We start from the raw sequence: 25,400 nt of genomic DNA on the forward strand, positions 1-25,400 counted from the left end.
CGCGCTCCTTAGGCCGTCTCTGGCAGGCAATGGCGCAGCGAGTCCAGCGCCAGCCGGATGTCCCGTTCCTCCGTCATCCAGTTGACCAGCGCGGCGCGGATCCCCGGCTGATGGTTATAGGTCGTTGGGGTGCAACGTACCACGCCGTGCCGGTTAAGGCGCTCGAGAAAGCGATCGCGCGCCGCTTCGCTGTCGCCCTGCGGGTGGCTGAGCGCGAAGCACACCACGTTCAAATTCACCGGCGCCAGCAGCTGGAAACCGTCGTCGGCTGCCAGCGCCGCACCCAGCGCCTGAGCCAATCGGACGTTGCGCTCGACGATATCCCGTATGCCGCTGCGGCCATAGGCTTTCAACGTCAGCCAGAGCGGCAGGGCGCGAAAGCGGCGCGAATTTTCCGGTGTCAGGTGCAGATAGTTGTCCGGCCGCGGCGTCGGCGCTTCCAGGTAGGCCGAATGGTTCTGAAATACCTGCATCTGCAGATTCAGGTGGCGGGTAAATTGGATCGCGCTGTCATAAGGCACGTTCAGCCATTTGTGCGCATCGACGGTGATGGAATCGGCATGCTGCCAGCCCGCGAGCCTTGGGGCGTACAGCGGCGAGCAGGCCGCCACGCCGCCGAAAGCCGCATCGACATGCAGCCAGAACGGATAGCGCTCCCGCAGCGCCAGCAGACGCGGCAGATCGTCGAAGGCGACGGTGTTGACCGTGCCGGCGCTGGCCAGCACCAACGTGGGGCGGCCTTCACCGGCGGCGAGCTGTCGCTCCAGCGCTGCCATATCCATGGCTTCCGAGTCCGGCAGGCTGGCGACGGTCGTCAGCGCGTCGCGGCCGATGCCGAGCATGCTGAGCGCCTTCACGCTGCTGGAATGCGGGTTGGCCGCCAGCACCCGGATGGGGCCCAGCGCCGCCAGGCCCCGTTGGGCGATATCCACGCCGTGCTGTTGCCCCAGCCACTGCCGGCCAATGGCCAGTCCGGCGAAATTGGCCATGGTGGCACCGCTGACCAGGCTGCCGCTGAACGCTTCCGGCAGGCCCAGCAGGGATTTCAACTGCGTCACGGCGGCCAGCTCGATCGCCGCAGCGATCGTATCATGGCTGAGCTGGCTATTTTGGTCTGTCACGCTAACCAGCCAGTCCGCCGCGACCGCCGCCGGGGTACCGCCGCCGGTGACGAAGCCGAAATAACGGGGGCCGGCGCTGGCGGAAATGCCCGCCTGATAACGTTGCCAAAAATCATCCAGCGCCGCCAGGGCGCCTTCACCGTTTTCCGCCAGCCGATCGTCACCGGGTTGCAGCTGCTGTTGCGTGAGCGGTGGGCAGACCGAGCGCGCACGCAGCCCCGCCAGAAAATCTTCCGCCAACTGGCGGGTATGGTCGAGGATCTGCGGAAACTGTGTAAGATCCTGTTGTAAACGTGGGTGCATAGCGGCTCCGAAAGCATCAGGGATAGATGGCATAAACATAGAACAGTTGCCTGCGGGTCAAAATCGATGAAAAATAACCGTTTTGGATAGCATGGTTAACCAGTGATAAGTGAACGCCTTCCCCTGCATGTCTTGCCGACCTTCGTTATCGCCGCCAGGTTGGAGAATTTGCGCGCCACGGCGCAGCAGGTGCATTTAACGCACGGCGCGGTCAGCCAGCAAATTCAGCTGCTGGAGCAGGCGGTCGGCTACCCGCTGTTTGAACGGCGCGGGCGCGGTGTACGTCTGAATGCGGCCGGGAAAGAGATGCTGGCGGCGGTAGAGCCGGCGCTGCAGGCGCTGCAGCAGGGCGTTGCCCGCGCCCGGCGCGCTGCGGCAAGCCAGACGCTGCGTATCAGCGTGCTGCCGTCTTTTGCTCATTATTGGCTGCTGCCGCGTTTGCCGGCCTTCCATGAAGCCTGCGCCGATATTGCGCTGGATATCGATGCGTCGCTGGCGCTGCAGGACCTGTCGCAGCGCGGGTTCGATGCGGCGATCCGCATCGGCAACGGCCAGTGGGCGGGGCTGCAGGCCCAGCGCATCGCGTCGGGTGACGTGCTGCCGGTCGCCTCGCCGGATATGGCGCGGCAGTGGGGAACGGCATTCGAGAACGGTGGCGATGTTCCCTTGCTGGAGCACGACGTCAGCCCCTGGCGCGACTGGTTCAATGCGCAAGGGCGCTCGCTGTGCGGGCGGCAACAGGCGGTGTTCAACGATGCCGGATTGTTGATTCGCGCGGCCGAGCAGGGGTTTGGCATCGCGCTGGCGAAAAAGCTGCTGGTGCAGGATGCGATCGCCGCCGGGAGGCTGGTGGCGCTGGCCGCGCCCTGTCGCCTGAGCGATGACGACGTTTATCTGGTGTGGCCGCAGACCGCCGGGTTGACGCCGGCGGTCTTGCGGTTGCTGCAGTGGCTGCAGCAACAGTTGGCGGCTATTTAACGGCGCAGCCATTCCGGTTGCGAGGTGCCGAGCGCGGTCGCCGGCAGCGCCCATTGCAGCGCCGTGCCCTGCAGGCTTAACGGGACGCGCAGGCGTTGCGCGGCCCCCCAGTCAGTCAGTTCCGTTTCCGGGTTCTCGTCGGCGGGGCCGGCCGGCGCCAGGGCTTGTGGCCGATAATGCGCCGGATAGGGATGCGCCAGCAGCAGTTGCGCCGTGCGCGCCAGCGACAGCCTTGCGTGGTAGCCGGTGCCGCGGCTCAGGCGCTGCGCCATACCGGTCAGCACCGCCGCCGCCATCAAATAGCCGGTGGCGTGATCCAGAGCCTGTACCGGCAGCGGCACCGGCAAACTGGCGCTGCGCCAAACCATGCCCGCCTCCGCCAACCCGCAGCTCATCTGTACCAGGCTGTCGAAACCGCGCCGGGTGCGCCACGGCCCGCTCCAGCCGTAGGCATTCAGGCAGACGTCGATCAGGCCCGGCGCCAGCGCGCGCCTTTCCTCCGCGCCATAGCCCAACTTCTCCAGCGCACCGGCACGGTAGCCATGCACGATCACGTCGGTGTTTCTCAGCAGATGTTCAAACGTATGGCGATCGTGCGCATTGGTCAGGTTGAGGCGCGCGCTGCGCTTGCCCAGCATCACCTCGTGCTCGACGCCGGGCTCATCCCAACCGTAAGGATCGATGCGCAGCACGTCGGCGCCCAAACCGGCGAGAAAACGGGTGGCGATCGGCCCGGCGAGAATGCGCGTCAGATCCAGCACCCGCACGCCGCGCAGCGGCCGGGCGACGGGCAGCGCCCAGCCCGGCGGCGGCGCTTCCGGCTGCAGCGAGGTGTGGATCAAGGGTTCGAGCGCCACGCTCTTGCCCTGAATATGTTGCCGCCACGCGGCCGCCGAGCGCATTTGGGCCGCGCAACCGCCGGCCTCGATCACTGCCTGCTCCAGCTCGCTTTTTTTCCAGCTCAGCACGCGTGTCGCCAACGTGCCTTTATCCGATGCCGGGCCCATCACCTGTTCCACCGCTCGCTGATGGTGCGGCGCATTGGTATGCAGGCGTATCCAGCCATCCGCCGTCTCGTAGTCGCCGGCCAGCGCGTCCCAGGCCGCAGGCAGCGTCCAACCCAGCGGACGCAGCGTCCAGCCGAACCAGAGCGAGGCCAGGCGTTGATCGATCCAGACCTGCGGTGCCTCGGTTGCTTCGCGGCGAAGCAACTCGGCGCAGGCCAAACCGGCGGCGCCCCAGGCGGCGGTCGCCAATTCGGTGACGGGAAAAGCCGAAGGCAATGCGCCGACGCCGCTTACGGTTAACCGGTCGGCGGGGGCGGGCCGTTGCCCGAGGCTTTGCCAAATCTCGTCGAGCAGAGTGTGGATCAGAGGCGTCATCGGCCACTCCTTGCGGGTCGTCGGAAATATAGCCTAGCGTAGCCCACCGCCGGCGACCTTGCTAAGGCGCAACGTCGAACGTGCGGCCATCGGCCAGTTTGGCGCGCAGGCTGTGGGCCGCTACGCCGGCGAACGGTTGCGCGCTGAAGTTGGCGGTCAGCGTCGACCCGTCGCTGAACGTCGTCTGTTGTACCCAGCCGTCCCGGTCGAGCCAGCGGAAGTCGGTCAGCGCTTTGTCCCACAGGGCCTGATGCAGCGGCCGGAAGGCGGCGTCGGCGCGTTTGATTGCCGGCAGGCGGGCCGCCAGGGTGGCGCGGCTCAGGTGGAACATCGGCGCAGTGTTGTACAGCTGGCTGAGCAGACTGCGGGTGGTCTGAACGTCGCTGAACTTCAGGTTGTCGTAATTCCAGTGGTGGCTGCTGACGATCGCATCGTGGAAAACGGCCTGGTACAGCGGCAGGCGGTAACGCGGATCGAATTCGACGGTGCGGTAAGGCTGCTTCACCTTGGCGGGGCGGAAGAAAAACGCCGGTTGGGCGTTGGGCCACCAGGCGCCGAGATAATAGGGCGAGGATTTAGCCTGATTCATCTGTTTATCGCCCCAGCCGAATCCCCAGGTTTCCATGCCGTGGGCGAACATCAGGCTGCGGGCGGTCACCGCATTGCCGTCCTCCGAGCCGAGCGGCAGCTTAAGAGTAGTGCTGAACCAGGCCAGCCGGGCGTTGCGCGCTTCGACCATCTGGGCCGCGCCGGTCGGGTGGTCGGGCTGATAGTCGTCGGAGACCATGCCGGTGCCGTCCACGTCGAGAAACAGGCTGTTCAACCCGGCCAGTTGCACCAGCTCGCGCATGCGCTGTTGAGAATAGGGCAGGACGCAGCCCGGATTGAGGTAGTAACCCTGCTTGCCGAAGCCGGGTTTCTTGCTGCCGTTGGCGAGCACGATGGCGCAACTTTCCCGCAGCGCCGTCGGCAGTTGCGCGGTGAGCCAGCTGTCGTTCACGCCGCGTGGAATGGCGGTATCGTAGGAGTCGTAGCTGGCGATCAGATAGCCGGCCGCCTTGGCGGCGGCCACCGCCTGCGGGTGCAGGAAGGCGGCGGTCCAGTTATCGGTGCCCAACCACAGGCGCGGCAAGCCGGCCTGGCGCAGCGCGTCGATCACCGGTTTGGCCAGCCCTTGCCCCCAACGGTCCGCCGGGGTTAACCAGCGCCCCAGTTCCTGTTGCGCCCGCTCCTGAACCGCAGCGGCCTGGCGCTGCTGCGCCTGCAGAAAATCGGCGTCATCCGGCGTGGCGCCCAGCGGGATTTGCGCCGTCAACGCCTGGTTGATGCCGTCGATCAGGGGCTGTTGCTGCCAGCCCTCCGGTGTTTTGCCCGCCAGCTGCAGCAGGCGCTTTCTGCTCTCGGCATCCATCTTCTGCCGCAGCCTTTCGGCGGCGGGAGAGGCGAGGTAGTGCAGCAACCCCGGCCAATCTTTGACGTCTTCCGCCGCCAGCAATTTATCGCCCCACAGGTAGACATGGGTGGCGCCGATCAGCTTTTCGCCTTCGGGCGCCTGCTTTATCTTCTCGCGCAGGCTGCTGAACTGGCCGTTTTGTTGCAAATAGTCGCGGTAGCGGCGCGCGCCGGACAGCGGCGTGCCGCCGACGTGCAGCAGCACCTCGAATGCCTGCTGTTGATTGAAGCGGTTGAACTGATGCCCGGCGCGCATCTCCAGCTTTTCCTGCGCGGCGGTGAAGGTGACCCGGTTGCTGAACGGCGTCAACATCAGCCAGCTGTAGACCTTGCCCTGGTATTGCTGGCTCCACAGCGGCAGCTTCAGATCCCAGTTGGTATCCAGCGGCGTCATTTCCGTCGTCAGGTAATGGCGCCAGACCGCGTTGTCGAGCGGAATGCGGCTGCCTTCGCCGATCGGCAGCAACAGCGTTTCCGCCTGCGGCGGCAGGCGATACCAGTTCAGAAGCTGTGGTCGCTCGCTGCTGAAGCTCAGGCGCAGATCGCCGTCCTCCAGCCTGGCGCTAACCTTGACTGCACTCTGCGGCCAGCGCCAGCTGGCGCGTTGTGGCGACGCGGTGAGATCCGTCACCGGTTGCGCGGGCTGCGCCAGATTGACCGGCACAGCGCCGGCGGCAATGCGCAGCGTGGCGGGATCGAGTTCGAACTGCGCGTCACCTTGCTGCAGCAGCAGGGCATCGGCGGGAAAGCTGACGAGCAGCGCGAGCGCGAGCGGGGAAAGTCGGTGTTTCATCGGGGGCGTCCTTGAAAGATGAAGGAAAGCAGTTTACCGATAAGCGCACTGCCGCCCAATGTTGCCGTCTTCTATTTGTGACATCGGAATATCATTGCGGTATTTCAGTTTATTTTTCGTTTAATAAATTAGCCTTTACTTCATTACCCGACGTCACTATACTCAACCAAAATTTCGGTGGAGAAACCCAATTGGACAGTTGTAGTTGTAATAAAACAAATAAGGCAAGCTGACCAATTCTCTTCTGATTTGTTGCTTGCCGTTATCGGCGGGCAGCACCCCTCTCCAGTTATTCCTGAGCTGTGCATACCCGAATAAAAACGTTTCCTGAGGCCTGATGGTTTCAGGTGAATTGAGTTGGACGTTATTATGGTATTCTGCAGCCACAGCCTTTTCCCTCCAGGCACAGCACGCTGATTCGCTGATTTATTTTCGGCGCGATTTTGCGTGTGCTAAACAGCACATGATTTTATCTCCTGCGGTTAATTAAGGGGACAGTCATGGCTATGACTCCTTTCGTTTTAAATTTATTGCTGGCAATGTGCCTGGGCGCGGTAATTGGCGCCGAGCGCCAGTGGCGCCAACGTATGGCCGGCCTGCGCACCAATGCGCTGGTGGCGACCGGCGCGGCAGTCTTTATTCTCAGCTCCATGTCCAACGATCCGGCCAGCGCCGGCCGCGTGGCTGCGCAGATCGTCTCCGGTATCGGCTTCCTCGGCGCCGGCGTTATCATGCGTGAAGGGCTGAACATTCGCGGCCTCAACACCGCCGCCACGCTGTGGTGTTCGGCGGGGATCGGCGTCCTGTGCGGCCTGGGCCAGCATTGGGATGCGGTGGTCGCCACGCTGGTGATCCTGTGCGCCAATATCCTGCTGCGCGAAGCCGCGCAGCGCATCAACCTGCAGCCGCACCAACAGGCGACCGATCTGGAACTGTGCTATCGCATTCAGGTGACCTGCGGCGAACAGGATGAAATTCTGGTGCGCACCCTGATTCTGCAGGCGCTGAACGGCGTCGCCTTGCGGTTGCAATCCTTGCGCAGCGCCGATATTTCCAGCCCGGGGCAATTGGAAGTGTGCGCTGAAATTACCGCCACGCCGGCTGCGCAAAAAGAAATTGAAGGTATTGTCTGCCGCATCAGTCTGGAAAAAAGCGTGAGTGCCGTTCGCTGGCGCGTCGCGTCCGAATTACCGGTCTGAGTAATGATATAAATATTTACTAACTTGATTATATGTTCAGGTTTATTCAGGCACGCCTGAATAACGCGGAGCATTAAGGAGGCGTTATGGACGATGACCCCGGAAGGGAAATGATTTCTGCGTGGCTGACAGGGTAATCACGCTATTCAGTCACGCTAATTAAAAAATTCCACTCTGCGCAGAGTCACCTGTTTATCGGGCGGGATCTCCCTGTGCGCAGAACGAAAATAAGAGAATAGCGTTATGACTCAGATTAATGAAAGAACGCGTCGCCGTGATAAAGACGCGGTGACCTACGCCATTGCGCAAGAGGCGACCAACAGCATCGCCCAAACGCTGGCGAACCTGAAGTGCAACCGCAACGGCTTGACCCAGGACGACGCCGATGAACGGTTGGAGCAGTTCGGCGCCAACCAGGTCGCCCACGACAAGGCGCCGCATGCCTTGATTCAGCTGATCAAGGCTTTCAACAACCCGTTTATCTTCGTGCTGATGGTGCTGGCTGCGATCAGTTTCTTTACCGATTATTGGCTGCCGCGCCAGAGCGGTGAAGAAACTGAACTCACCGGCGTTATTATCATTCTGACTATGGTTGCGTTGAGCGGGCTGCTGCGTTTTTGGCAGGAATACCGCACCAATAAAGCGGCGGAAGCGTTGAAGTCGATGGTGCGCACCACCGCCACGGTGCTGCGCCGCAGCAGCTACAGCGCGCATCCGCTGACGCTGGAAGTGCCGATCCGCGAACTGGTGCCGGGGGACATCATTCAGCTCTCCGCCGGTGACATGGTGCCGGCCGACGTGCGTCTTATCGCCTCGCGCGATCTGTTCATCAGTCAGGCGATTTTGACCGGCGAAGCGATCCCCATCGAGAAATACGATGCGATGGGCAACGTGGCGCAGAAGTCGAGCGACGGAGAGGTATCCAGCGAGAACGCGCTGCTTGAGCTGTCCAATATCTGCCTGATGGGCACCAACGTCGCCAGCGGCACCGCCACGGCGGTGGTGGTGGCGACCGGCGGGCGCACTTACTTCGGCTCGCTGGCCAAGTCGATCGTCGGTTCGCGGGCGCAAACCGCGTTCGATCGCGGGGTGAACAGCGTCAGCTGGCTGCTGATTCGCTTCATGCTGGTGATGGTGCCGGTGGTGTTGCTGATCAACGGCTTCACCAAAGGCGACTGGAGCGAGGCGGCGCTGTTCGCATTGGCGGTGGCGGTCGGCCTGACGCCGGAAATGCTGCCGATGATCGTCAGCTCCAACCTGGCGAAAGGGGCGATCGCCATGTCGCGCCGCAAGGTGGTGGTGAAGCGCCTGAACGCCATTCAGAACTTCGGCGCCATGGACGTGCTCTGCACCGACAAGACCGGCACCCTGACCCAGGATCGCATCATTCTCGAGCACCACATCGACGTCACTGGCGCCAGGGATAACGAGGTGCTGCACCTGGCCTGGCTGAACAGCTTCCATCAGAGCGGCATGAAGAACCTGATGGACCAGGCGGTGATCCGCTTCGGGCGCGGCAAACCGGGGATCGAAGCCCTGGGCCGTTTCAGCAAAGTGGATGAGCTGCCGTTCGACTTCGTGCGCCGCCGTCTGTCGATCGTGGTGGCGGACGAAAATGGCAAGGAGCAGTTGATCTGTAAGGGCGCGGTAGAGGAGATGCTGGAGATCGCCACTCACGTGCGTGAAGGCGACAAGACGCTGGAACTGGACGACGCGCGCCGTGCGGCGCTGCAGGCGCTGGCCCGCGAGTATAACGAAGACGGTTTCCGCGTGCTGGTGCTGGCGACGCGTGAGCTGGACGCGCAACGCCCGGCCGACCCGCTGAGCGTGGCCGACGAGCGCGACATGGTGGTGCAAGGGCTGCTGACCTTCCTCGATCCGCCGAAGGAGAGCGCGCAGCAGGCGATCGCCGCGCTGCAGGAAAACGGCGTGACGGTGAAGGTGCTGACCGGCGACAACCCGGTGATCACCTGCAAGATTTGCCGCGACGTCGGGCTGGAGCCGGGTGAACCGCTCTCCGGGCTGCAGATTGAACAGATGGATGATGAAGAGTTGGCGCGCGAAGTGGAACAGCGCACGGTCTTCACCAAACTGACGCCGCTGCAAAAATCGCGGGTGCTGAAAATGCTGCAGGCCAACGGCCATACCGTCGGCTTCCTCGGCGACGGCATCAACGATGCGCCGGCGCTGCGCGATGCCGACGTCGGCATTTCGGTCGACACCGGCACCGACATCGCAAAGGAGTCGGCGGACATCATCCTGTTGGAAAAGAACCTGATGGTGCTGGAAGAAGGGGTGATCAAAGGGCGTGAGACCTTTGGCAATATCATCAAGTACCTGAACATGACCGCCAGCTCCAACTTCGGCAACGTGTTCTCGGTGCTGGTGGCCAGCGCCTTCATCCCGTTCCTGCCGATGCTGGCGATCCACCTGTTGATTCAAAACCTGATGTACGATATTTCCCAGCTGTCGCTGCCGTGGGACAAGATGGACAAAGAGTTCCTGCGCAAGCCGCGCAAGTGGGACTCCAAAAACATCGGGCGCTTTATGCTGTGGATTGGGCCGACCTCGTCAATCTTCGATATCACGACGTATGCGCTGATGTGGTACGTGTTCGCCGCCAACAGCGTGGAACACCAGGCGCTGTTCCAGTCCGGCTGGTTTATTGAGGGGTTGCTGTCGCAAACGCTGGTGGTGCATATGCTGCGCACCCAGAAGATCCCGTTCATTCAGAGCACCGCGGCGCTGCCGGTATTGCTGACCACCGGGTTGGTGATGGCGCTCGGCATCTACATTCCGTTCTCGCCGCTCGGCGCCCTGGTTGGCCTGCAGCCGCTGCCGTGGGAATACTTCCCGTGGTTGGCCGCTACGTTGGTCAGCTACTGCGTGGTCGCGCAGTTGATGAAGCGTTTCTACATCCGCCGCTTCGGCGAGTGGCTCTAACCGCCTCGGCATTCACTTCGGGGGCGAAATTCTTCGCCCCCGCACCGTTACAGCAGTTTGTTGACCAGCAGGCCGAGCATGATGGTCAGCGTGAAGGAAAACAGCGTGCCGAGCAACACATACTCGGTGCGCATCTTATCGTCGCTCTGGCGCAGATCGCCGAAACGGAAGATAGATTTGGCCGCCAGCAAAAAGCCGATCGCCGGGATTTGCCCCAGCAGCACAAAGGTCAGGATCAGCGTTCTCTCCAGATAGCCAATCTGTTTGCCCGCGCGCAGCAGCGAGTCGTTGTCGGCCTTGGCCGAAGGCGGCATTTGCGGCGTCCAGTGCGCCAGCAGTTGCCCGATCAGCAGGCTCATCGGCAGATAAATCAGGCTGTAGGCCACCAGCACCAGGCCGGTTTGCCAACGCCCCAGTTGCCGCCCCAGCGCGGCGAGCAGTTCACCGGCATTCGGCGTCAGCCCCAGCCACAGCAAGGCGATCACTGCCAGATGCAATCCCTGATCGAGCAGGAAACTGCGGGCCGGGCTCAGGCGGTTCGTCGCGGTGACTTTCAGCAAATCGATCAGGTAGTGGCTGACGGCGATGACCAGCAGGCTGGCCAGCACCTGAAATGAAGAAAGCCCGCCGTGCAGCAGGCCGAAACCGGCCACCACCCAGGCGGCCAGCACCCCGTGCAGCAACGCGTGCAACACCAGAAAACGTGAACGTGCGCGATGCTGGATTTTATCTTCCACCCAACTCAGCGGCTGCAGCGGAAAATCCGCCAGCAGATGGACGAGCAACAGCCAGGCCAGCAAAGGTGCATAGGTCAGATCCATAGTCAGACGATCCTGTTAATGGCGTGAATAAACCGCATGATTTCCTCGTAGGCCGCGCGTTTTAGCGCGGCGGAAACCGTGGAGGCGGCTTTCTGCAGTTGGTCCGCCACGGCGGCGCCGCTGTCGGCGAACATTCTCGCCTGAACGATGCGCGCTTCGGCCTGTGACAGGCGACCAATCACATGATCTAACATCGGTAGCAGATCGCTGACAATGGCGTTTGTCCGATCGTTGTCGGTTTTCAGAGCCAGCCGGCAATTTTTTGCCATGGCGTCCAGCGCGCTGCCGGAGTTGATAAAGGCACTGCCGTAACCGGCGGCGTCGGGCCGTTGGCTGCCCAGCCCGATGGCGATGCGCGCATCCCAGTGCGCGGCACCCATCGCCCGCAGCGCAAGGCGAATGTACACCGCCAGCAGCAGCCCGTCCTCCGGAGCGGCCTGCGCCTGGAAGGCATCGCCGCGAAAGATTTCCACCTGATGCAGCCGCCCGTCGCGCCGCAGCCGATCGAGCAGGCTATGCAGCCCATTGAGGTAGTTGACGGTGTCTGACCGGCGAGAATCGACCAGATCGCCGCTGATAACGCTGATTGGCGTCGGCATGGCGTGTTCCGTTGTTTGCAGAGGGATAACTATAAATTCGCACCTGGATACGAATATGTCAATAATTCGCCTGTGGATGCGAATTTATCAGGTTTTCGCCTGTGGGGGCGAAACGAGGCTGGGCGAGCAGTGGGGGATTAATGGCCGGGAATGCGCGGGCCTGTCAGGCTCGCCACCGGCGGCGTAGAGGGAAAATGGCCGGCAACCGGCCGTTCAGAAACTTTTAACCAGCACGTCACGCGGCATTTCGCTGCCGTGTTTCAACAGGTGCTCAAACGAACGTTCGCTGCTTTTCAGCTGCTGCAAAAATTCCTGCGGCGACAGATCGTGTTTTTTGCCGCTCATGTAAGCCAGCGCCAGTTCTTTTGCCTGATAGCGGGAGAAGTTGTACATGGTGTCCTCGATACGGTGAATGTCTGTGCTCACGATTGTAGCGAAAGAGCACATAATGAACAGTGGCTTTAGCGTATGGAATCGATAGCTGAAACTTAACTTGCCGGTTGCAACAGCTCGTCGCACAGGCGCTTGATCACCTGAGCCTGCGGCAGGCCGTTGTGCAACATCTGGCGAATACGCTCCGAATCGCTGATGCCCTGGCGGACATGGCGCTCGACCGCCTGCAGCACGGCCCGATCCTCCTGCCGTTCGGCGCAACCGCTCAGCGCTTCGAGCGTGTGCAGGATGTGGGCGGTCAGGCTGCTGCGGCGCAGCGTCGCGGGATCGACGTATTCGGCGGCGAAACCGCTGCGATAGGCGTTGATCTTGTTGTAATGGGTGAAGGCATCGTATTCCGGCACGATCGGCGTCCGGCGCCGCAACAGAAAATCAGCCAGCAGACTGCAGTAACCGACCAGCAGCACGGCGTGAGCGAGGTGCAGCGGCGTATCGCAGATGCGGATCTCCACCGTACCCAGCTCCGGTTTCGGCCGCGCATCCCAGTAAATATCCTTGACGCTTTCAATCACGCCGGCGGCGTTCAGCCGTTCGTAGTAGGCGTTGAATTCGCGCCAGCTGTAGATGTGTTCCAGGCACCCGTAGTTGGGGAAGGAATTCTGGGCGCTGAAACGGGAGCTGGCAAAGTGCGTGTCGACGCCCTGATACAGCGGCGACGAAGCGCTGAGCGCGATCAGCTGCGGAAAATAGGGCGTCAGCGCATGGCACAGGTACATTGCCTCGTCCCCGTCGTTGACGCCGAGGTGGATATGTTGGCCGAACACGCAGGCCAGCTTGGAAAGATAGCCAAAGCGGCTGGCTAACTGCCTGTAGCGCGCGCTGTCGCTGATGACTTGCTTGCGCCAGTCGTTGCTCAGGTGGCGGCCACCACCGCAGACGTCACAGCCCAGGCGCTGCGCGCTGCGCCGGACGGTATGGGTCAGGGCGCGCAGTTCGGCGTGCAGCTCACCGAGATCGCGGTGCACCGAGCTGTTCAGCTCCACCATCGATTTGGTGAGCTCATGTTTGACGCGCCGGCGGTCGCCGACTGCGCTGACCACCCGATCGGCCCGATCCGTAAGATCGTAGTGCTCGTCATCGACCAGCTGCAGCTCTATTTCGGTGCCGATGGAGAGCCTTTGCGAACGTTTGAATGTGAGCAGCATGGTGCCTCCCCTCAATACGCAACGTTAATTCAGTATAAGTCGCGGGGGGAGGCTTTGCCGCAGAAGGGAGGGTTAATGCAGTTCAGCGCCGCTGCGGTCGGCCAGCGCTTCCAGCAGCGGGGCGGAAGGCACGAAGAACAGGGTGCCGCTCACCGCGTGGCTGAAATCGAGCAGCCGATCGTAGTTGCCGGCCGGGCGGCCGATGAACATGTTTTCCAGCATCTGCTCGATCGGCTGCGGGGAGCGCGCATAGCCGATAAAGTAGGTGCCGAATTCGCGCAGGCCGGGGCGGCCGAACGGCATGTTGTCGCGCAGAATTTTCACCTCGTTGCCTTGCTCGTCGGTGATGGTGGTCAGCGAACTGTGCGATGACGACGGTTTGACCGCTTCATCCAGCTCGATGTTGGACTGCTTATGGCGGCCGATGATCTTCTCCTGCGTTTCCACGCTGAGCGAATTCCAGCCCTGCATATCGTGCAGGTATTTTTGCACCAGCACATAGCTGCCGCCGCTGAACGCCGTGTCTTCGTCGCCGATCACCGTATAGTCGAAGGCTTCGTGCCCCTCCGGGTTCTCCGTGCCGTCGACGAAGCCGATCATGGCGCGCTGATCGAAGTAACGGAAGCCGTGCACCTCTTCGACCACCGTCACGGCGTCGCCGAGCTTGGCGGTCAACTGAGAGGCCAGTTCAAAACACAGATCCATTTCATCAGCGCGGATATGCAGCAGGATATCGCCGGGCGTGGCGACGGCGACGCGTTCCCCGCTGCCGATTGGGCTGAACGGATGCAGCTGGCGAGGGCGCGGCGCGCCAAACAGCGTATCCCAGGCTTCGGAGCCGAAGCCGCAGACGCAGGTGAGGTTGCCCGCCGGCGCGCGTTTGCCGACCGATCGCACCACGGCGGCGATATCGCCGCACCAGGCGCGCACCGCCGCCAGATGGGCGGGAACGGGCGACAGGGTGGCGACGATGAAGATGGCATGGCGTGTCACCGGCGTGAATACGGCTTGCGGCGGGTGGTTATTTGCATTCATTGCATTCGGCTCCAGTGTGTTCGGGTGAAATCGATCAGATCAAATTAAAGTGCTCGTCGGGTTTCATCGGCGGCGGCAGCGGGCTTTAGTCGTTCATTTCCAGCAGGTTGCGCTCGATGGTGTTGCACATGGCGTTTAACGGCAGATGGTTGGCCGACACGCCGAATGGATCTTCCAGCTCTTCGGCCAGTGAGTCCCAGGATAAGAAGGTATAGGAAATGAACACCGAAACAAACGGTGTCATGTAATGCAGGTCGGTCACCAGGGCAAAAGGCAGCAGGCTGCAGAACAGGTAAACGGTGCGCTGCAGGATCAGGGTATAGGCGAACGGCACCGGCGTGCTGGCGAGCCGTTCGCAGCCGCCGAGGGCATGGGACAGTTCGCTCAGCTTGTTGTCGAGCAGCTCGAAGGTGATGTCGCTCAGCTGCCCCTGGCGGCGCAGCTTGCCGATCTCCTGGCCCAACATCAGCAGGATGCGGTTGGTCGGCATCGGGCTGGCGATCACCTCCGCCAGCTCTTTACTGGTGAGGTTGTGGTACAGATCGGCGGTCGGGTCGGTGGCGCGCAGCTGATGCTTCAGGCTCCAGCTGAAGGCGATCAGCAGCTTGGCGACCTTCTGATGCACCGCCGGTTCGTCCGGCAGCAGGCTTTTGATCTGGCGCAGCAGGGAGCGCTCGGTAATCAGCAGCGAGCCCCACAGGTTGCGCGCTTCGACAAAGCGGCTGTAGCCGGCGTTATTGCGAAAGCCGAGAAAAATGGCGATGGCGATACCCAGCAGGCTGAACGGCGCGATGGTTAAATGCACGCCGAGCTGTTCGTACCATTGATAGCTGATCACCGCCACTATCGACATCAGCACGTTCAGCGACAGGCGAAAGGTGATCTTTGACAGCACGGAACCGTGCCAGGCGAACAGGCGAAAAAACCAGTTCTGATTCGGGCGAATGATCATGACGTGGGGGCTTCCTGGTGTCCTGCTATTGAGAATAGTCGATTCTTATCCGGCGGCGTTAGGCCGCCGTCGTCGATGGCCAGAGCCGCTGCGGGTGCGTATAGACGGTGGCGCGCCCCGGCTTGCTGAAGCCCACCAGCGTCAGGTTGCTGCGTTCGGCTACTTCCACCGCCAGGCGGGTGGCGGCGGAAACGGCGAACAGGATTTCGACGCCGCACATGGCGGATTTTTGCACCATTTCATAGCTGGCGCGGCTCGACACCAGCGCTGCCCCTTGTGACCAAGCCTGTTGGCTGCGGTAACCCAGCAGTTTGTCGAGCGCCACGTGGCGCCCAACGTCTTCACACCCGCCGCTGAGCGCGCCGTCCGGCTGGATCCAGGCCGCCGCGTGGGTGCAGCCGGTCAATTTCCCCACCGTTTGCACCTCCTGCAGCTGCGCCAACGCCCGGTCGAGCAGGGCCAAATCGAAGCGTTGCGTGAAGGGCAGCGGCGCGATGGGTTGGGCGACCTCCTGCAGCTGCTCCACCCCGCAGACGCCGCAGCCGGTGCGGCCGGCCAGGCTGCGGCGCTTCTCTTTCAGCTGCATAAAGCGGCGGCTCGAGAGTTCCACATGCACTTCAATGCCGTTGCAGGCCGGTTGCTGGCGGATGTCGTAGATATCGTCGGGGGAGGCGATGATGCCTTCGGACAGTGAAAAACCGATGGCGAAGGCCGCCAGATCTTTCGGCGTCGCCATCATCACCACGTGGGAAATGCCGTTGTACACCAGAGCGACCGGCACTTCTTCCGCCAGCCAATCCTGCTGCGCCTGAGCCAGATTGTTGCGCTGCCAGACCGCGTGGCGCGACAGGCATTCCTGTTTGATATCGTCGGTTTCTGCGAGGAGCAGGTGCTTGTTCATAACGTTCTCGTGACCGTCGGTGACGAGGCGCCGACGGGAGTGAATTCTTATTAGCAGGTGTGGGGATTATACAGGATCCTGATCCCGCTCGTGTAGGGAATGACACCCTGCCGGCGACCCCACCAGGTTATCCACAGTTTTGGTGGATAACGTGTGTGCAAGGGGCGGTGAAACGCTTAGCAGGCGTAAAAAAAAATCGTTCAGAAAATTATTATATTACGCGGGAAAGCGCGATCTGCAGGGGGATTGGGGGTTGCACGCATTCGCGTTTTGTTTATTCTTTACTGTATAAATATACAGTTTAGTTATGATTATGCTGAGCAATTCAAGGTTGTATGCTTTTTCACCAGGCGAACCCCTGACGTTACCGCTGTTTGCCGATCGCGTGGCCTGCGGTTTTCCTTCCCCGGCGCAAGACTATGTCGAGAGCAGGCTGGATATCGGCAAGCTGCTGGTGCGGCCCCCAACGCCACCTACTTCGTGCGCGCCAGCGGCGAGATGGAGCGTGCAGGATGGATCAGGCACTACCGACAGATTAAGAAACTGAGCATCCGAGAAACAGCAGACGCGACAGGCTACAGTACTTCCCAAGTTTGTCGCATTCAGGCCTTCTATAAAGAAGTTGAGACTGATTAAAAAGCAGCCTTAATGTACAATAATTTTCGATATCTAAACTGACCCCATGAACAATCAATGAGTTAGAGGTAAAAGATGATTTCATACAAAAAAACCATACCTACTCTTGTCATATTCGCTTTATCTAATGCTGTGGCATATGCGAATGATTTCGACAAATCAAACGAAGCGATGGCAATTTCAGCAATAGGTTTTTCTGGCTCAAATGCTCGTGTTGCACATGATGTTTGTGGGGCAACCAATGAGAAAATTGATAAATATAAAAAACAAATAAAAGACTCATTAACTAGAACATTAAAGTATGAACAGTCAGGATTCGATATGCATTGGGATAATGGTTGGAAAAATGCTGATTTTTTGGTTAAGTCATTAAGTAATGATGAAGCCTATAAAAAAGAATATTGCCGAGAGGTTTTAGATGGAATTAATAATCCTGAAATGAATTAAGGATTATTCCTTATTCGGGGTTCTACGCCGGAACTCCAGATTTTTCCGTTCGCTAAAATTATCCTCGGTTGAGCAGCTTTATACCGTCAGCTCGCAGTGGACCATCAGGGAAATGTGGCGGTACAGCGTTTGTCGGGTTATCCCAAGCTCCTGGCATAACGTACTGACTTTCGTCTCTGGCCGTCCCATTGATGCCATTGCCAGTCGCAATTTTATTGGCGTCATTTTGTAAGGCCGTCCGCCGTTCCTCCCGTGAGGCAAGGCCTGCCGCTGTTCTTTGCGGCGCTGTACGCAGCAGAGACCGACGGCCGCGCGCGACTGGCTCGACACCCGCTTAGTCCCGCCCTCTGGTCAAATGCAGGCTGACGTGTACAGCCTGCAGGCAGAGGATTTCGTCTGGCAACCGGTATCGCCCGCCGTCGGCGCCGTTCGCAATGACAATCCCTCACTCATCCTGCCCATCGATACGCCAACGGTCTGAGTGCCGCATTATCCACAGTTTTGGTGGGTATCATGTGTGTAAACACACGCGAAGAATGCCAAAAGCTGCAGGAAAAATCACTCAGAAAATTATTATATTACGCGGGAAAGCGCGATCCGCAGGGGGATAGGGGGTTGCACGCGTTCGCATTTTGTTTATGCTTTACTGTATAAATATACAGTTTGGTTATGATTATGCTGAGCAATTCAAGGTTGTATGCTTTTTCACCAGGTGAACCCCTGACGTTACCGCTGTTTGCCGATCGCGTGGCCTGCGGCTTTCCTTCCCCGGCGCAGGACTATGTCGAGAGCAGGCTGGACATCGGCAAGCTGCTGGTGCGGCACCCCAACGCCACCTACTTCGTGCGCGCCAGCGGCGAGTCGATGATCGACGGCAATATCCAGGATGGCGATCTGCTGATCGTCGACAGCGCCCTGACGCCGGAGCACGGCAATATCGTGATCGCCGCGGTGGACGGCGAATTCACCGTCAAAAAGCTGCAGCGCCACCCCGACGTGCGGCTGTTGCCGATGAATCCTGCCTACGCGCCGATCGTGTTCGACGACGAAGCGCAACTGGAGATCTTCGGCGTGGTGACCTTTATCGTCTACGCGGCGCGGTGACTTCGGCCCTTTTTTTCATTTTTTTCTGCCCGATCTTTTCGTTGGCGTGACCTCTCTACTGAGTTTTCAGTTCAATACACTCAGGGGAATCCTTCATGGCCATAAAAAACAAGAACGGCGCAGGGCGTACGTTCACATCAGCCAAACGCATGACCGGGAAACGTGTCGCTATCGGGATAGGATGCGCATTATCGGGCATGCTCACCTCCGCGATGGCGGCGCCCGGTGCGTCGGCACCACCCTCGGCGGCCGAACAGCCCGCTATCCTTTCCTTCGCTATTCCCGCCGGTGATCTGGCGCCCGCCTTGCAGACGGCGGCCGCTAAGGCCGGCGTGATAGTGATTTTCACGCCCGAACAGACGCGTGGAAAAAGCACCGCGGGCCTGCAGGGACATTATCGCCTCACCGACGCGTTCAATACGCTGTTGGCGGGCAGCGGATTGCGCGCTCAGCAAACTGCACAGGGATATCGGTTGGTCGACGCCGGGCCGGTTCAGCCGTTGACGATACCGGAACTGTCGGTGGTCGGCGGTTTGTCCGACAGCGTCGCCGCCGGCCGTTCGGTGCTGGATAAAGAAGACATCGAACGCGTGCAGGCAGACAATATCGCCAGTTTGCTTGATCGCTTGCCCGGCGTAGGGATGGCGGGATCGCCGCGCCCGGGCGGCCAAAGCCTGAATATTTGGGGCATGGGCGACATGGAAGATGTGAAGGTGGTGCTGGACGGGGCGCCGAAGGGATTTGAGAAATATCGGCAGGGTTCGGTATTCATCGAACCCGAACTGCTGAAAAAGGTTGAGGTCGATAAGGGGCCGCACAATCTGTTGAACGGCAATGGCGGCTTTGGCGGAACCATTACGCTGGAGACCAAAGATGCTGGGGATATGCTGCTGCCGGGCGAAGATTTTGGCGGCTTGCTGAAGTACAGCTACCACACCAACGATCGCCAGAGCATTTACAGCGGTGCGTTGTACGGCCGTACGCCGGAAGGATCCGCCGACGGTTTGATCTACATGAGCAAGCGTGACGGCGGCAACCTGAAGCGGCCGGGCGGCACGCGCTTTGCCTATTCCGCCAACGATCAGGCTTCCTACCTGTTAAAAACCAATATTTATCTGAGCGAGGCGCAAACGCTGACGCTGTCGGCGATGCGCTCCGATTCCGATGGCTGGCAGCCTTTCGCCGCCAAGCGGGACGATATCGCCGCGCCCAGCCAGGCGGATATCGATAAATATGGCCGGGAAGAAGCGTGGCGCCGCATTCTGGTGTATCGCGACCAGACGGACACCAATTACTCGGTGAAATGGAATCTGGCGCCGGAAGCGCAGCCGTTGCTGAATCTGACGCTGTCTTACGCCTATTCGAAGACAGAGCAGCATGACAAGCGGCCGGATTCCGCGTCAAAGTTCAGCTATCTCGGTACGCTGGGCAATGAAAGCTGGGTGAACTATACCGATCGGCAGTTTGACGTCAGCAATGAAAGCCGTTTCGCCAGCGGGCCGCTGGAGCACAAGCTGTTGCTCGGCGCGCGTTGGCATAAACATCAGCGCGATACCCTGATGTATTACCCCTCGCAGGTGAAAAACGCCAGTTACAACTACGGCTATTTCCAGCCGTATTACATGCCGGCGGGCGAACAGGAAACCCGCAGCGTTTATCTGCAGGATGCGGTCAGTTTCGGCAGCCTGACCGTGACGCCGGGCGTGCGTTACGATCATGTGACCAATACCGGGCAACCGAACCGGGCGCCGCGCTATAACGACAGCGATCCGCTCGTGGGCCATGATTACAGCAGCGTGACCTATACCGGCTGGTCGCCGCATTTGGGCGTGATGTGGAAAGCGACGTCGAATCTGTCCCTGTTTGCCGACGTTAGCCGCACCTGGCGCGCCCCGGTGATCGACGAACAGTACGAAGTGCAATACGCCGCTTCCAGCGTGCCCGGCACCAGCCGCGGCCTGCAGGTGGAACGCATGACGGGCGTTCGTCTCGGCGCGGTGCTGGACTTCAACGATGTGTTGATGGCGCGAGACAGTCTGCAGATCCGCACTACGCTGTTCCGCAATCGCGGCAAGGACGAGATTTTCTATCGTCGCGGCGTAGTGTGCGACGCCGCACGGCACGGGGGCCAATGTGGGCAACCGTTGTCGAACTATCGCAACTTGCCGGGCTATACCATTGAGGGCGTGGAGCTCGAATCGTTTTATGACAGCGAAAGCCTGTTCGGCAGCCTGTCGTTCTCCTCGATTCGCGGCAAACGCGACGCTTCACCGCGCGATCCGTGGGGCAACGAAACCTGGATTGCCGAAATTCCACCCGTTACGGCACACGCGATGCTGGGCATGAAAGTACCGCAGTGGGACATGGCCTTCGGCTGGACCGGCGATTTTGTGCGTAAACAGGATCGTTCACCGGCCGACGGCGATCCGATGGCCGTTGTCTGGGCGCTGCCGAAAACGTCGGGTTATGCATTGCACGGCCTGTTCGCCTCGTGGCAGCCCAGCGGTTTGCAGGGCTTCGAAGCTCGCGTCGCGGTGGACAACCTGTTCAACCGCGATTATTACCCTTACCTGGGCGAATCGGTGTCCGGCGTAGGGCGCAACATCAAGTTTAGCGTCAGTCAACGTTTCTGAATATCCTGCTGACAGGGGCCATTTCGGCCCCTTTTCACGTTTTCTCTCCCGTATTTCCCTACTTTTTCGCCGTTTATAAATCATCAGCAATCGCTTGACACAGAAGTTACAATTTTAAAATAATAATAATTATCATTTTCAATCTCATTATCAATTGGTGTCACCGAATGGCAAGGAAAGAGGCCGCGGCAGCCAACGGGTTTGCTCAACAGCTTTACCTTGAGCACCACAGTTGGCTATGCCATTGGCTGAGACAGAAGGTCGGGTGCGCGCATCACGCCGAAGACCTGGCGCAGGATACGTTCATCAGTATTTTACTGAGCCCGCAGTTGCTCGCCATTCGGCAACCACGCCCCTTCCTGGCGACCGTGGCGCGCCGGCTGGTGGCGAATTATTACCGGCGTAAAACAATCGAAGAGAGCTATCTGCAGGCCTTGAGCGAGCTGCCGGCGATCGAGGTGCCCTCGCCGGAAGTTCGTCAACAAACCCTCGAAATGCTCGAACAGTTGGATCAGGCGTTGGACGGATTGCCGGCGCACGTCCGCGAGGCTTTCCTGTTGGCGCACCTGCAGGGCATGCGTTATTGCGACATCGCTGAACGTTTGCGGGTGTCGAGCAGCTCGGTGAAACAATATCTGCAGCGCGCCAATTTGCACTGTTTCTTTGCATTGGCGGCGTAACGGCAGGTGCGGAACCCATGATGGAATCGGATATCGATCGGCAGAGCGCGCGTGAGGCCGCCGCCTGGTTAACGCAGCTGATGTCGGAAGAGGCAAGCGACGCGGATAGGGAAAGCTGGCGGCGTTGGTATCAGGCGAAACCGGAAAATGAACGCGCCTGGCGACATATCGCCGCGTTTTCATCCCGTTTTTCTCTGCTTAACGGGGCGGCGGCGCAGCGTAGTCTGTCGCAGTTGCCAAACCCACAGCGCCGCCGGTTGCTGAGAAGCCTGGCGGCCATCGGCGTGGTGGGGACGGTTGGCATCGGTTCTGGCGCGCTGCCCTGGCGCCCCTGGCTGGCGGATTACCGCACGGCGGTGGGGGAGCAGCAAACCGTCGCGTTGGCGGATGGCGCGCAGTTGATGCTGAACACGCAAACGGCGGTCAACGTCAGCCGTCAGCAGGCCGCATTGCTGGAAGGCGAAATGATGGTGAATCTGCCGCCGGAAAGCGGCGCGTTGACGGTGAGGCTACCGCAGGGTGAGATCATGGCGCAGGCTGCACGCTTCAGCGTTCGCCTGTGGGAAACCTACAGTGAGATCGCCGTTTATCTTGGTCGGGTCACGATCCTTTCACCGGCGCATCGGAACGCGGTGCTCAACGCCGGTCAGGGCGGCAGATTAAGCCGGCAAGGCATTGGCGAACCGTATCGCGTGACGCAAGAGCCCGGTTGGCGGCAAGGCATGTTGCTGGCCGACAACATGCGGCTGGACGACTTCCTGATGGAGCTGGGGCGTTATCGCCAGGGCATTATTCGCTGCCGGCCGGAGGTCGCCGGCCTGCGGCTCTCCGGCGCGTTCCCGCTGGCTGATCCCGAGCGCGTCATTGCGGCACTGCCCGGCGCGCTGCCGGTTAGGGTAAATATGCTGTCAAAATACTTCATTACCGTATCCTAAAGTTTTTTACTCTGCCATTAGGGTGTTTCCTTTTCGATTGACCTGTTCTTTCTCGTTCCCTGCCCGGTGCCGCGTGCCTAAACGACCTTTCTGACATACCCCGACTGCCGTTGACCGCTGCGTACGTTGGTCGGTTTTACGCTTAACCTGAGTACCGTTTCCTATGTTCAATCACAACGTATTATCTGGCGATTTCTCTTTACCACCGACAGGCGGGCGATGGCGCTGGGTTACCGCCAATGTGTTGGCGTTGGGTCTGCATGGTGCGTTGTGGCTTGGGCTCGGTTATCACCTGATGCCACCGCTGCTGCCCGCGGCGCAACCGATGGTGTTGATGATGTTTGCCGAGCAGGCTGAATCGACCCCCAACGCGGAGCCGATGCCGACCGGCGTGCGTCAGGTGCAGGCGGTGGCGCAACGGCAGGCCAATCGGGAACCGGAGGCGGCGATGCCTCCGCTGATTCATGCACCGCGTGCGACGGAGCGGCAGAGCAAGGCTAAAGGGCAACGGAACGACCCCATCAAACCGAAAACGGAACCGCCGCGCCCAAGGCAGGAGGAACAGGAAAAAATAGCCTCTGCAAGCTCAAGAGCATCAAGCACCAGCGCGCCGCCGTCTCTGGACGGAAAGCGTGTTGCCGCGCCGCAAACCAGCGTGGCGTCGCAGCCGAGCCAGGATGCCTCGGTCTGGAGCGGCCTGCTGTTGGCGCATTTGAGCCGTTTCAAACGCTACCCGGCCCTGGCGGTACGCCAGCAGCGCCAGGGGGTTGTTCAGGTTGCCGTGACGTTGGATCGGCAGGGGAACGTGCTGGGCGTGAAGCTATTGCGATCGAGTGGGGTTGCTTCGCTGGATCGGGAGGCGCTTCAGTTACCGCAGCGCGCTTCTCCACTGCCCGCGCCCGGCAACGAGATCGCAGCGGGGCAGGCGGAATTCAGCGTGACCATTCCGATTCGTTTCGATCTGCGTGAAGTTCGCCGTTAATGAAAAACTCGGCTCCAGGTAAACGGAGGCTGAGTTAAAAGCCAAAGCGCATCAAACGGATAGCAGCGATGTGGCGGTTTCTACTTGATCGTCGCCAGAAAAATACAAATACTGTATGTATGAACAGTGATTTGGTGTCATTATGAATAACAACCCACTGATGATGAAAGGTCGGCAACCATGTTCGCCCTGGTAGACGTCAACAGCTTCTATGCCTCCTGCGAGACCATCTTTCGGCCCGATCTGCGCGGGCGGCCGGTGATCGTGCTGTCCAACAACGACGGCTGTGTGATCGCCCGCAGCACCGAGGCGAAGGCGCTGGGCGTGCCGATGGGCGCGCCTTATTTCAAAATCAAAGAGGAGATGCGCCGCCGCAACGTTGCGGTGTTCTCCTCCAACTACGCGCTGTACGCCGACATGTCCCGCCGGGTGATGGACACGCTGGAAGAGATGGCGCCGGCGGTGGAGATCTACTCGCTGGACGAAGCCTTTCTGCGTCTGGACGGCGTGGCGCACTGCGAAGCGCTGGAGCCGTTCGGCCAACGGGTGCGCGATCGCATCCGGCGCGAGCTGCATTTGACGGTCGGGGTCGGCATTGCGCCGAGCAAAACGCTGGCCAAACTGGCCAACTTCGCCGCCAAGAAATGGCGCGGCACCGGCGGCGTGGTGGATTTATCCGATCCGGCGCGCCAGCGCAGGCTGCTGGCGTTGATCCCGGTGGAAGAGGTGTGGGGCGTGGGGCGCCGCCTGACTCGCCAGCTGCAGGCGATGGGCATTCACACCGCGCTGCAGCTGGCGGACTGCGATACCCGGCTGGCGCGTAAAACCTTCAGCGTGGTGCTGGAGCGCACGATACGCGAGCTGCGCGGCGAATCGTGCCTGCAGTGGGAAGATGAGGCGGCCGCCAAAGAGCAGATCATCTGCTCCCGCTCGTTCGGCCAGCGGCTGACGCACTACCCGCACATGCGCGAGGCGATCTGCAGCTACGCCGAACGCGCCGCCGAAAAGCTGCGGCAGGAAAAGCGCTATTGCCGCAACGTGTCGGTGTTTATCAAAACCAGCCCGCATTCGGCGGGCGAAGGGTATTACAGCAATATGGGCACCGCCCGGCTGCAAACGCCGAGCAACGACAGCCGCGACATCATCGCCATGGCGGTGCGGGCGCTGGAGAGCATCTGGCAGGAGGGGCGGCGTTACCTGAAGGGCGGCGTGGTGCTGGGGGATTTCAGCGCCGCCGCCATGGCGCAGATCGACCTGTTCGACGACTGCCCGCCGCGCCGCAACAGCGAGCAGCTGATGGCGACCCTCGACCGCCTGAATCAAGAGGGGCGCGGGCGCGTGTGGTTCGCCGGGCAGGGGATCGTCAAACCGTGGCAAATGAAGCGCGAAATGCTGTCGCCGGCCTACACCACCCGGCTGGCGGACATCCCGGTGGTGCGGTTGGGGGCGTTTTCAGATGGAAAATAACTCGCGTGTCACACCACAGGCGCCACCGTCAGCAGCAGATTGGCGAAGCGGCGCTGTTCGCCGGAGGCGATCACCAGCAGCGTCCGATCTGATTTGACCGCGGCGTAAAACGCCTCACGCGGCAGGTGTTCTACCGGGCACTGCGCCGGCAGCAGTTGCCGGTATTCGGCTTCGATGGTGTTGGTGAAGTCCGGCGGGCAGGCCATCAGCGTGGCGCTTTCCACGTTGATGCAGGCCAGCAGCTTTTCCAGGATCGGCGGGGCGGCGAGCGTGCCGGGCGCCAGGTTCAGATAGACCACGGTGGCGTCTTTCGGCGCGTGGGTCACGCAGGCGTAGTTGCCGTCGGCGATCAGCACCTGAGTTTTATGCCCGCATTGCGCCAGCGCGGCGAGCAGCGGCGGGTGGGTGATGGCGGATTTAATCATAAGGCGATACCTGA

The 25,400-nt window shown here is 60.7% G+C and carries 22 protein-coding genes and 3 pseudogenes; 13 read left to right on the forward strand and 12 right to left on the reverse strand.

From position 1 onward, the window contains the following. Positions 1-8 precede the first annotated feature (8 nt). Complete coding sequence (locus tag ACUTSC_RS13255) at positions 9-1,424, reverse strand: pyridoxal phosphate-dependent decarboxylase family protein (RefSeq protein ID WP_445653370.1); 1,416 nt, start codon at positions 1,422-1,424, stop codon at positions 9-11. Positions 1,425-1,526: 102 nt separating this feature from the next. Here ACUTSC_RS13255 and ACUTSC_RS13260 point away from each other — a divergent pair, with 102 nt between their 5' ends. Beyond that, entirely contained in the window at positions 1,527-2,402 is an 876-nt protein-coding gene (locus ACUTSC_RS13260) for a LysR substrate-binding domain-containing protein (RefSeq protein WP_197772832.1), read from the forward strand. Here the strand turns inward: ACUTSC_RS13260 and ACUTSC_RS13265 are convergent. From ACUTSC_RS13265 to ACUTSC_RS13275, 3 genes are all read right to left on the reverse strand, one after another. Further along, positions 2,399-3,784, reverse strand: a complete 1,386-nt coding sequence (locus ACUTSC_RS13265; protein WP_445653371.1) for a CoA transferase — start codon at positions 3,782-3,784, stop codon at positions 2,399-2,401. The two genes, ACUTSC_RS13260 and ACUTSC_RS13265, sit on opposite strands and share 4 nt — an antisense overlap. 61 nt (positions 3,785-3,845) lie before the next feature. Beyond that, positions 3,846-6,029 (reverse strand): glycoside hydrolase, encoded by a 2,184-nt coding sequence (locus ACUTSC_RS13270; protein ID WP_197772834.1) that lies wholly within the window; start codon positions 6,027-6,029, stop codon positions 3,846-3,848. A gap of 162 nt (positions 6,030-6,191) precedes the next feature. Beyond that, positions 6,192-6,416, reverse strand: a complete 225-nt coding sequence (locus ACUTSC_RS13275) for a hypothetical protein (RefSeq protein WP_130017239.1) — start codon at positions 6,414-6,416, stop codon at positions 6,192-6,194. 113 nt (positions 6,417-6,529) lie between these two features. On the opposite strand from ACUTSC_RS13275, the gene ACUTSC_RS13280 reads away from it, so the two are divergent. Next, positions 6,530-7,228, forward strand: a complete 699-nt coding sequence (locus ACUTSC_RS13280) for an MgtC family protein (protein WP_445653372.1) — start codon at positions 6,530-6,532, stop codon at positions 7,226-7,228. Between the two features lie 243 nt (positions 7,229-7,471). Beyond that, positions 7,472-10,171, forward strand: a complete 2,700-nt coding sequence (mgtA, locus tag ACUTSC_RS13285; protein ID WP_443002627.1) for a magnesium-translocating P-type ATPase — start codon at positions 7,472-7,474, stop codon at positions 10,169-10,171. Between the two features lie 47 nt (positions 10,172-10,218). On the opposite strand, the gene ACUTSC_RS13290 is transcribed toward mgtA, so the two are convergent. The 7 genes from ACUTSC_RS13290 to fdhD all read right to left on the reverse strand — a co-directional run bounded on the left by ACUTSC_RS13290 (position 10,219) and on the right by fdhD (position 16,077). Next, positions 10,219-10,992: a DUF3307 domain-containing protein gene (locus tag ACUTSC_RS13290; RefSeq protein WP_197767986.1), complete on the reverse strand. Its 774-nt coding sequence runs from the start codon at positions 10,990-10,992 to the stop codon at positions 10,219-10,221. A 2-nt stretch (positions 10,993-10,994) separates the two neighbouring features. Further along, a complete protein-coding gene (locus tag ACUTSC_RS13295) occupies positions 10,995-11,591 on the reverse strand; it encodes a hypothetical protein (protein ID WP_060439686.1) in 597 nt (198 codons plus the stop codon). Positions 11,592-11,804: 213 nt separating this feature from the next. After that, complete coding sequence (locus ACUTSC_RS13300; RefSeq protein WP_004935085.1) at positions 11,805-11,984, reverse strand: hypothetical protein; 180 nt, start codon at positions 11,982-11,984, stop codon at positions 11,805-11,807. A 95-nt stretch (positions 11,985-12,079) separates the two neighbouring features. Further along, complete coding sequence (locus ACUTSC_RS13305) at positions 12,080-13,189, reverse strand: YbdK family carboxylate-amine ligase (protein ID WP_445653373.1); 1,110 nt, start codon at positions 13,187-13,189, stop codon at positions 12,080-12,082. A gap of 72 nt (positions 13,190-13,261) precedes the next feature. Further along, the gene (locus ACUTSC_RS13310) at positions 13,262-14,224 is read right to left on the reverse strand and encodes a Dyp-type peroxidase (RefSeq protein ID WP_197767984.1); all 963 of its coding nucleotides are present in this window, start codon (positions 14,222-14,224) and stop codon (positions 13,262-13,264) included. 85 nt (positions 14,225-14,309) lie between these two features. Next, positions 14,310-15,176 carry a bestrophin family protein gene (locus tag ACUTSC_RS13315; protein ID WP_445653374.1) on the reverse strand — a complete coding sequence of 289 codons (867 nt, stop codon included), beginning with the start codon at positions 15,174-15,176 and terminating at the stop codon, positions 14,310-14,312. A gap of 58 nt (positions 15,177-15,234) precedes the next feature. Continuing rightward, a complete protein-coding gene (gene fdhD, locus ACUTSC_RS13320; protein WP_445653375.1) occupies positions 15,235-16,077 on the reverse strand; it encodes a formate dehydrogenase accessory sulfurtransferase FdhD in 843 nt (280 codons plus the stop codon). A gap of 307 nt (positions 16,078-16,384) precedes the next feature. On the opposite strand from fdhD, the pseudogene ACUTSC_RS13325 reads away from it, so the two are divergent. The 10 genes and pseudogenes from ACUTSC_RS13325 to umuC all read left to right on the forward strand — a co-directional run. Next, a pseudogene (locus tag ACUTSC_RS13325) lies at positions 16,385-16,575 on the forward strand (DNA polymerase V); the annotation flags it as partial. Between the two features lie 24 nt (positions 16,576-16,599). Next, a pseudogene (locus ACUTSC_RS13330) lies at positions 16,600-16,713 on the forward strand (resolvase); the annotation flags it as partial. 75 nt (positions 16,714-16,788) lie between these two features. Next, positions 16,789-17,160 (forward strand): hypothetical protein, encoded by a 372-nt coding sequence (locus ACUTSC_RS13335; protein WP_445653376.1) that lies wholly within the window; start codon positions 16,789-16,791, stop codon positions 17,158-17,160. Positions 17,161-17,461: 301 nt separating this feature from the next. Next, positions 17,462-17,641 (forward strand): annotated as a pseudogene (locus ACUTSC_RS13340) (SOS response-associated peptidase family protein); the annotation flags it as partial. Positions 17,642-17,829: 188 nt separating this feature from the next. Next, positions 17,830-18,264 (forward strand): translesion error-prone DNA polymerase V autoproteolytic subunit, encoded by a 435-nt coding sequence (gene umuD, locus ACUTSC_RS13345; RefSeq protein WP_033635060.1) that lies wholly within the window; start codon positions 17,830-17,832, stop codon positions 18,262-18,264. Between the two features lie 197 nt (positions 18,265-18,461). Further along, entirely contained in the window at positions 18,462-20,897 is a 2,436-nt protein-coding gene (locus ACUTSC_RS13350) for a TonB-dependent hemoglobin/transferrin/lactoferrin family receptor (protein WP_445653377.1), read from the forward strand. A 167-nt stretch (positions 20,898-21,064) separates the two neighbouring features. Next, a complete protein-coding gene (locus ACUTSC_RS13355) occupies positions 21,065-21,577 on the forward strand; it encodes a sigma-70 family RNA polymerase sigma factor (protein WP_084827621.1) in 513 nt (170 codons plus the stop codon). A 17-nt stretch (positions 21,578-21,594) separates the two neighbouring features. Further along, positions 21,595-22,512 carry a FecR domain-containing protein gene (locus tag ACUTSC_RS13360; RefSeq protein ID WP_197767981.1) on the forward strand — a complete coding sequence of 306 codons (918 nt, stop codon included), beginning with the start codon at positions 21,595-21,597 and terminating at the stop codon, positions 22,510-22,512. Positions 22,513-22,675: 163 nt separating this feature from the next. Continuing rightward, entirely contained in the window at positions 22,676-23,494 is an 819-nt protein-coding gene (locus ACUTSC_RS13365; protein WP_445653378.1) for a TonB family protein, read from the forward strand. Between the two features lie 180 nt (positions 23,495-23,674). Next, positions 23,675-24,961 carry a translesion error-prone DNA polymerase V subunit UmuC gene (umuC, locus tag ACUTSC_RS13370; protein WP_445653379.1) on the forward strand — a complete coding sequence of 429 codons (1,287 nt, stop codon included), beginning with the start codon at positions 23,675-23,677 and terminating at the stop codon, positions 24,959-24,961. Between the two features lie 8 nt (positions 24,962-24,969). On the opposite strand, the gene ACUTSC_RS13375 is transcribed toward umuC, so the two are convergent. After that, a complete protein-coding gene (locus tag ACUTSC_RS13375) occupies positions 24,970-25,386 on the reverse strand; it encodes an RbsD/FucU domain-containing protein (protein ID WP_063990307.1) in 417 nt (138 codons plus the stop codon). Positions 25,387-25,400 lie beyond the last annotated feature (14 nt).

This window comes from Serratia sp. TSA_105.2 (assembly GCF_052692115.1).

Coding starts and splice junctions, on each gene's coding strand:
- ACUTSC_RS13255 (WP_445653370.1), bottom strand. CDS start 1,424: ATGCACCCACGTTTACAACAGGATCTTACACAGTTTCCGCAGATCCTC.
- ACUTSC_RS13265 (WP_445653371.1), bottom strand. CDS start 3,784: ATGACGCCTCTGATCCACACTCTGCTCGACGAGATTTGGCAAAGCCTC.
- ACUTSC_RS13270 (WP_197772834.1), bottom strand. CDS start 6,029: ATGAAACACCGACTTTCCCCGCTCGCGCTCGCGCTGCTCGTCAGCTTT.
- ACUTSC_RS13280 (WP_445653372.1), top strand. CDS start 6,530: ATGGCTATGACTCCTTTCGTTTTAAATTTATTGCTGGCAATGTGCCTG.
- mgtA (WP_443002627.1), top strand. CDS start 7,472: ATGACTCAGATTAATGAAAGAACGCGTCGCCGTGATAAAGACGCGGTG.
- ACUTSC_RS13290 (WP_197767986.1), bottom strand. CDS start 10,992: ATGGATCTGACCTATGCACCTTTGCTGGCCTGGCTGTTGCTCGTCCAT.
- ACUTSC_RS13295 (WP_060439686.1), bottom strand. CDS start 11,591: ATGCCGACGCCAATCAGCGTTATCAGCGGCGATCTGGTCGATTCTCGC.
- ACUTSC_RS13300 (WP_004935085.1), bottom strand. CDS start 11,984: ATGTACAACTTCTCCCGCTATCAGGCAAAAGAACTGGCGCTGGCTTAC.
- ACUTSC_RS13305 (WP_445653373.1), bottom strand. CDS start 13,189: ATGCTGCTCACATTCAAACGTTCGCAAAGGCTCTCCATCGGCACCGAA.
- ACUTSC_RS13310 (WP_197767984.1), bottom strand. CDS start 14,224: ATGAATGCAAATAACCACCCGCCGCAAGCCGTATTCACGCCGGTGACA.
- ACUTSC_RS13315 (WP_445653374.1), bottom strand. CDS start 15,176: ATGATCATTCGCCCGAATCAGAACTGGTTTTTTCGCCTGTTCGCCTGG.
- fdhD (WP_445653375.1), bottom strand. CDS start 16,077: ATGAACAAGCACCTGCTCCTCGCAGAAACCGACGATATCAAACAGGAA.
- ACUTSC_RS13335 (WP_445653376.1), top strand. CDS start 16,789: ATGATTTCATACAAAAAAACCATACCTACTCTTGTCATATTCGCTTTA.
- umuD (WP_033635060.1), top strand. CDS start 17,830: ATGATTATGCTGAGCAATTCAAGGTTGTATGCTTTTTCACCAGGTGAA.
- ACUTSC_RS13350 (WP_445653377.1), top strand. CDS start 18,462: ATGCTCACCTCCGCGATGGCGGCGCCCGGTGCGTCGGCACCACCCTCG.
- ACUTSC_RS13355 (WP_084827621.1), top strand. CDS start 21,065: ATGGCAAGGAAAGAGGCCGCGGCAGCCAACGGGTTTGCTCAACAGCTT.
- ACUTSC_RS13360 (WP_197767981.1), top strand. CDS start 21,595: ATGATGGAATCGGATATCGATCGGCAGAGCGCGCGTGAGGCCGCCGCC.
- ACUTSC_RS13365 (WP_445653378.1), top strand. CDS start 22,676: ATGTTCAATCACAACGTATTATCTGGCGATTTCTCTTTACCACCGACA.
- umuC (WP_445653379.1), top strand. CDS start 23,675: ATGTTCGCCCTGGTAGACGTCAACAGCTTCTATGCCTCCTGCGAGACC.
- ACUTSC_RS13375 (WP_063990307.1), bottom strand. CDS start 25,386: ATGATTAAATCCGCCATCACCCACCCGCCGCTGCTCGCCGCGCTGGCG.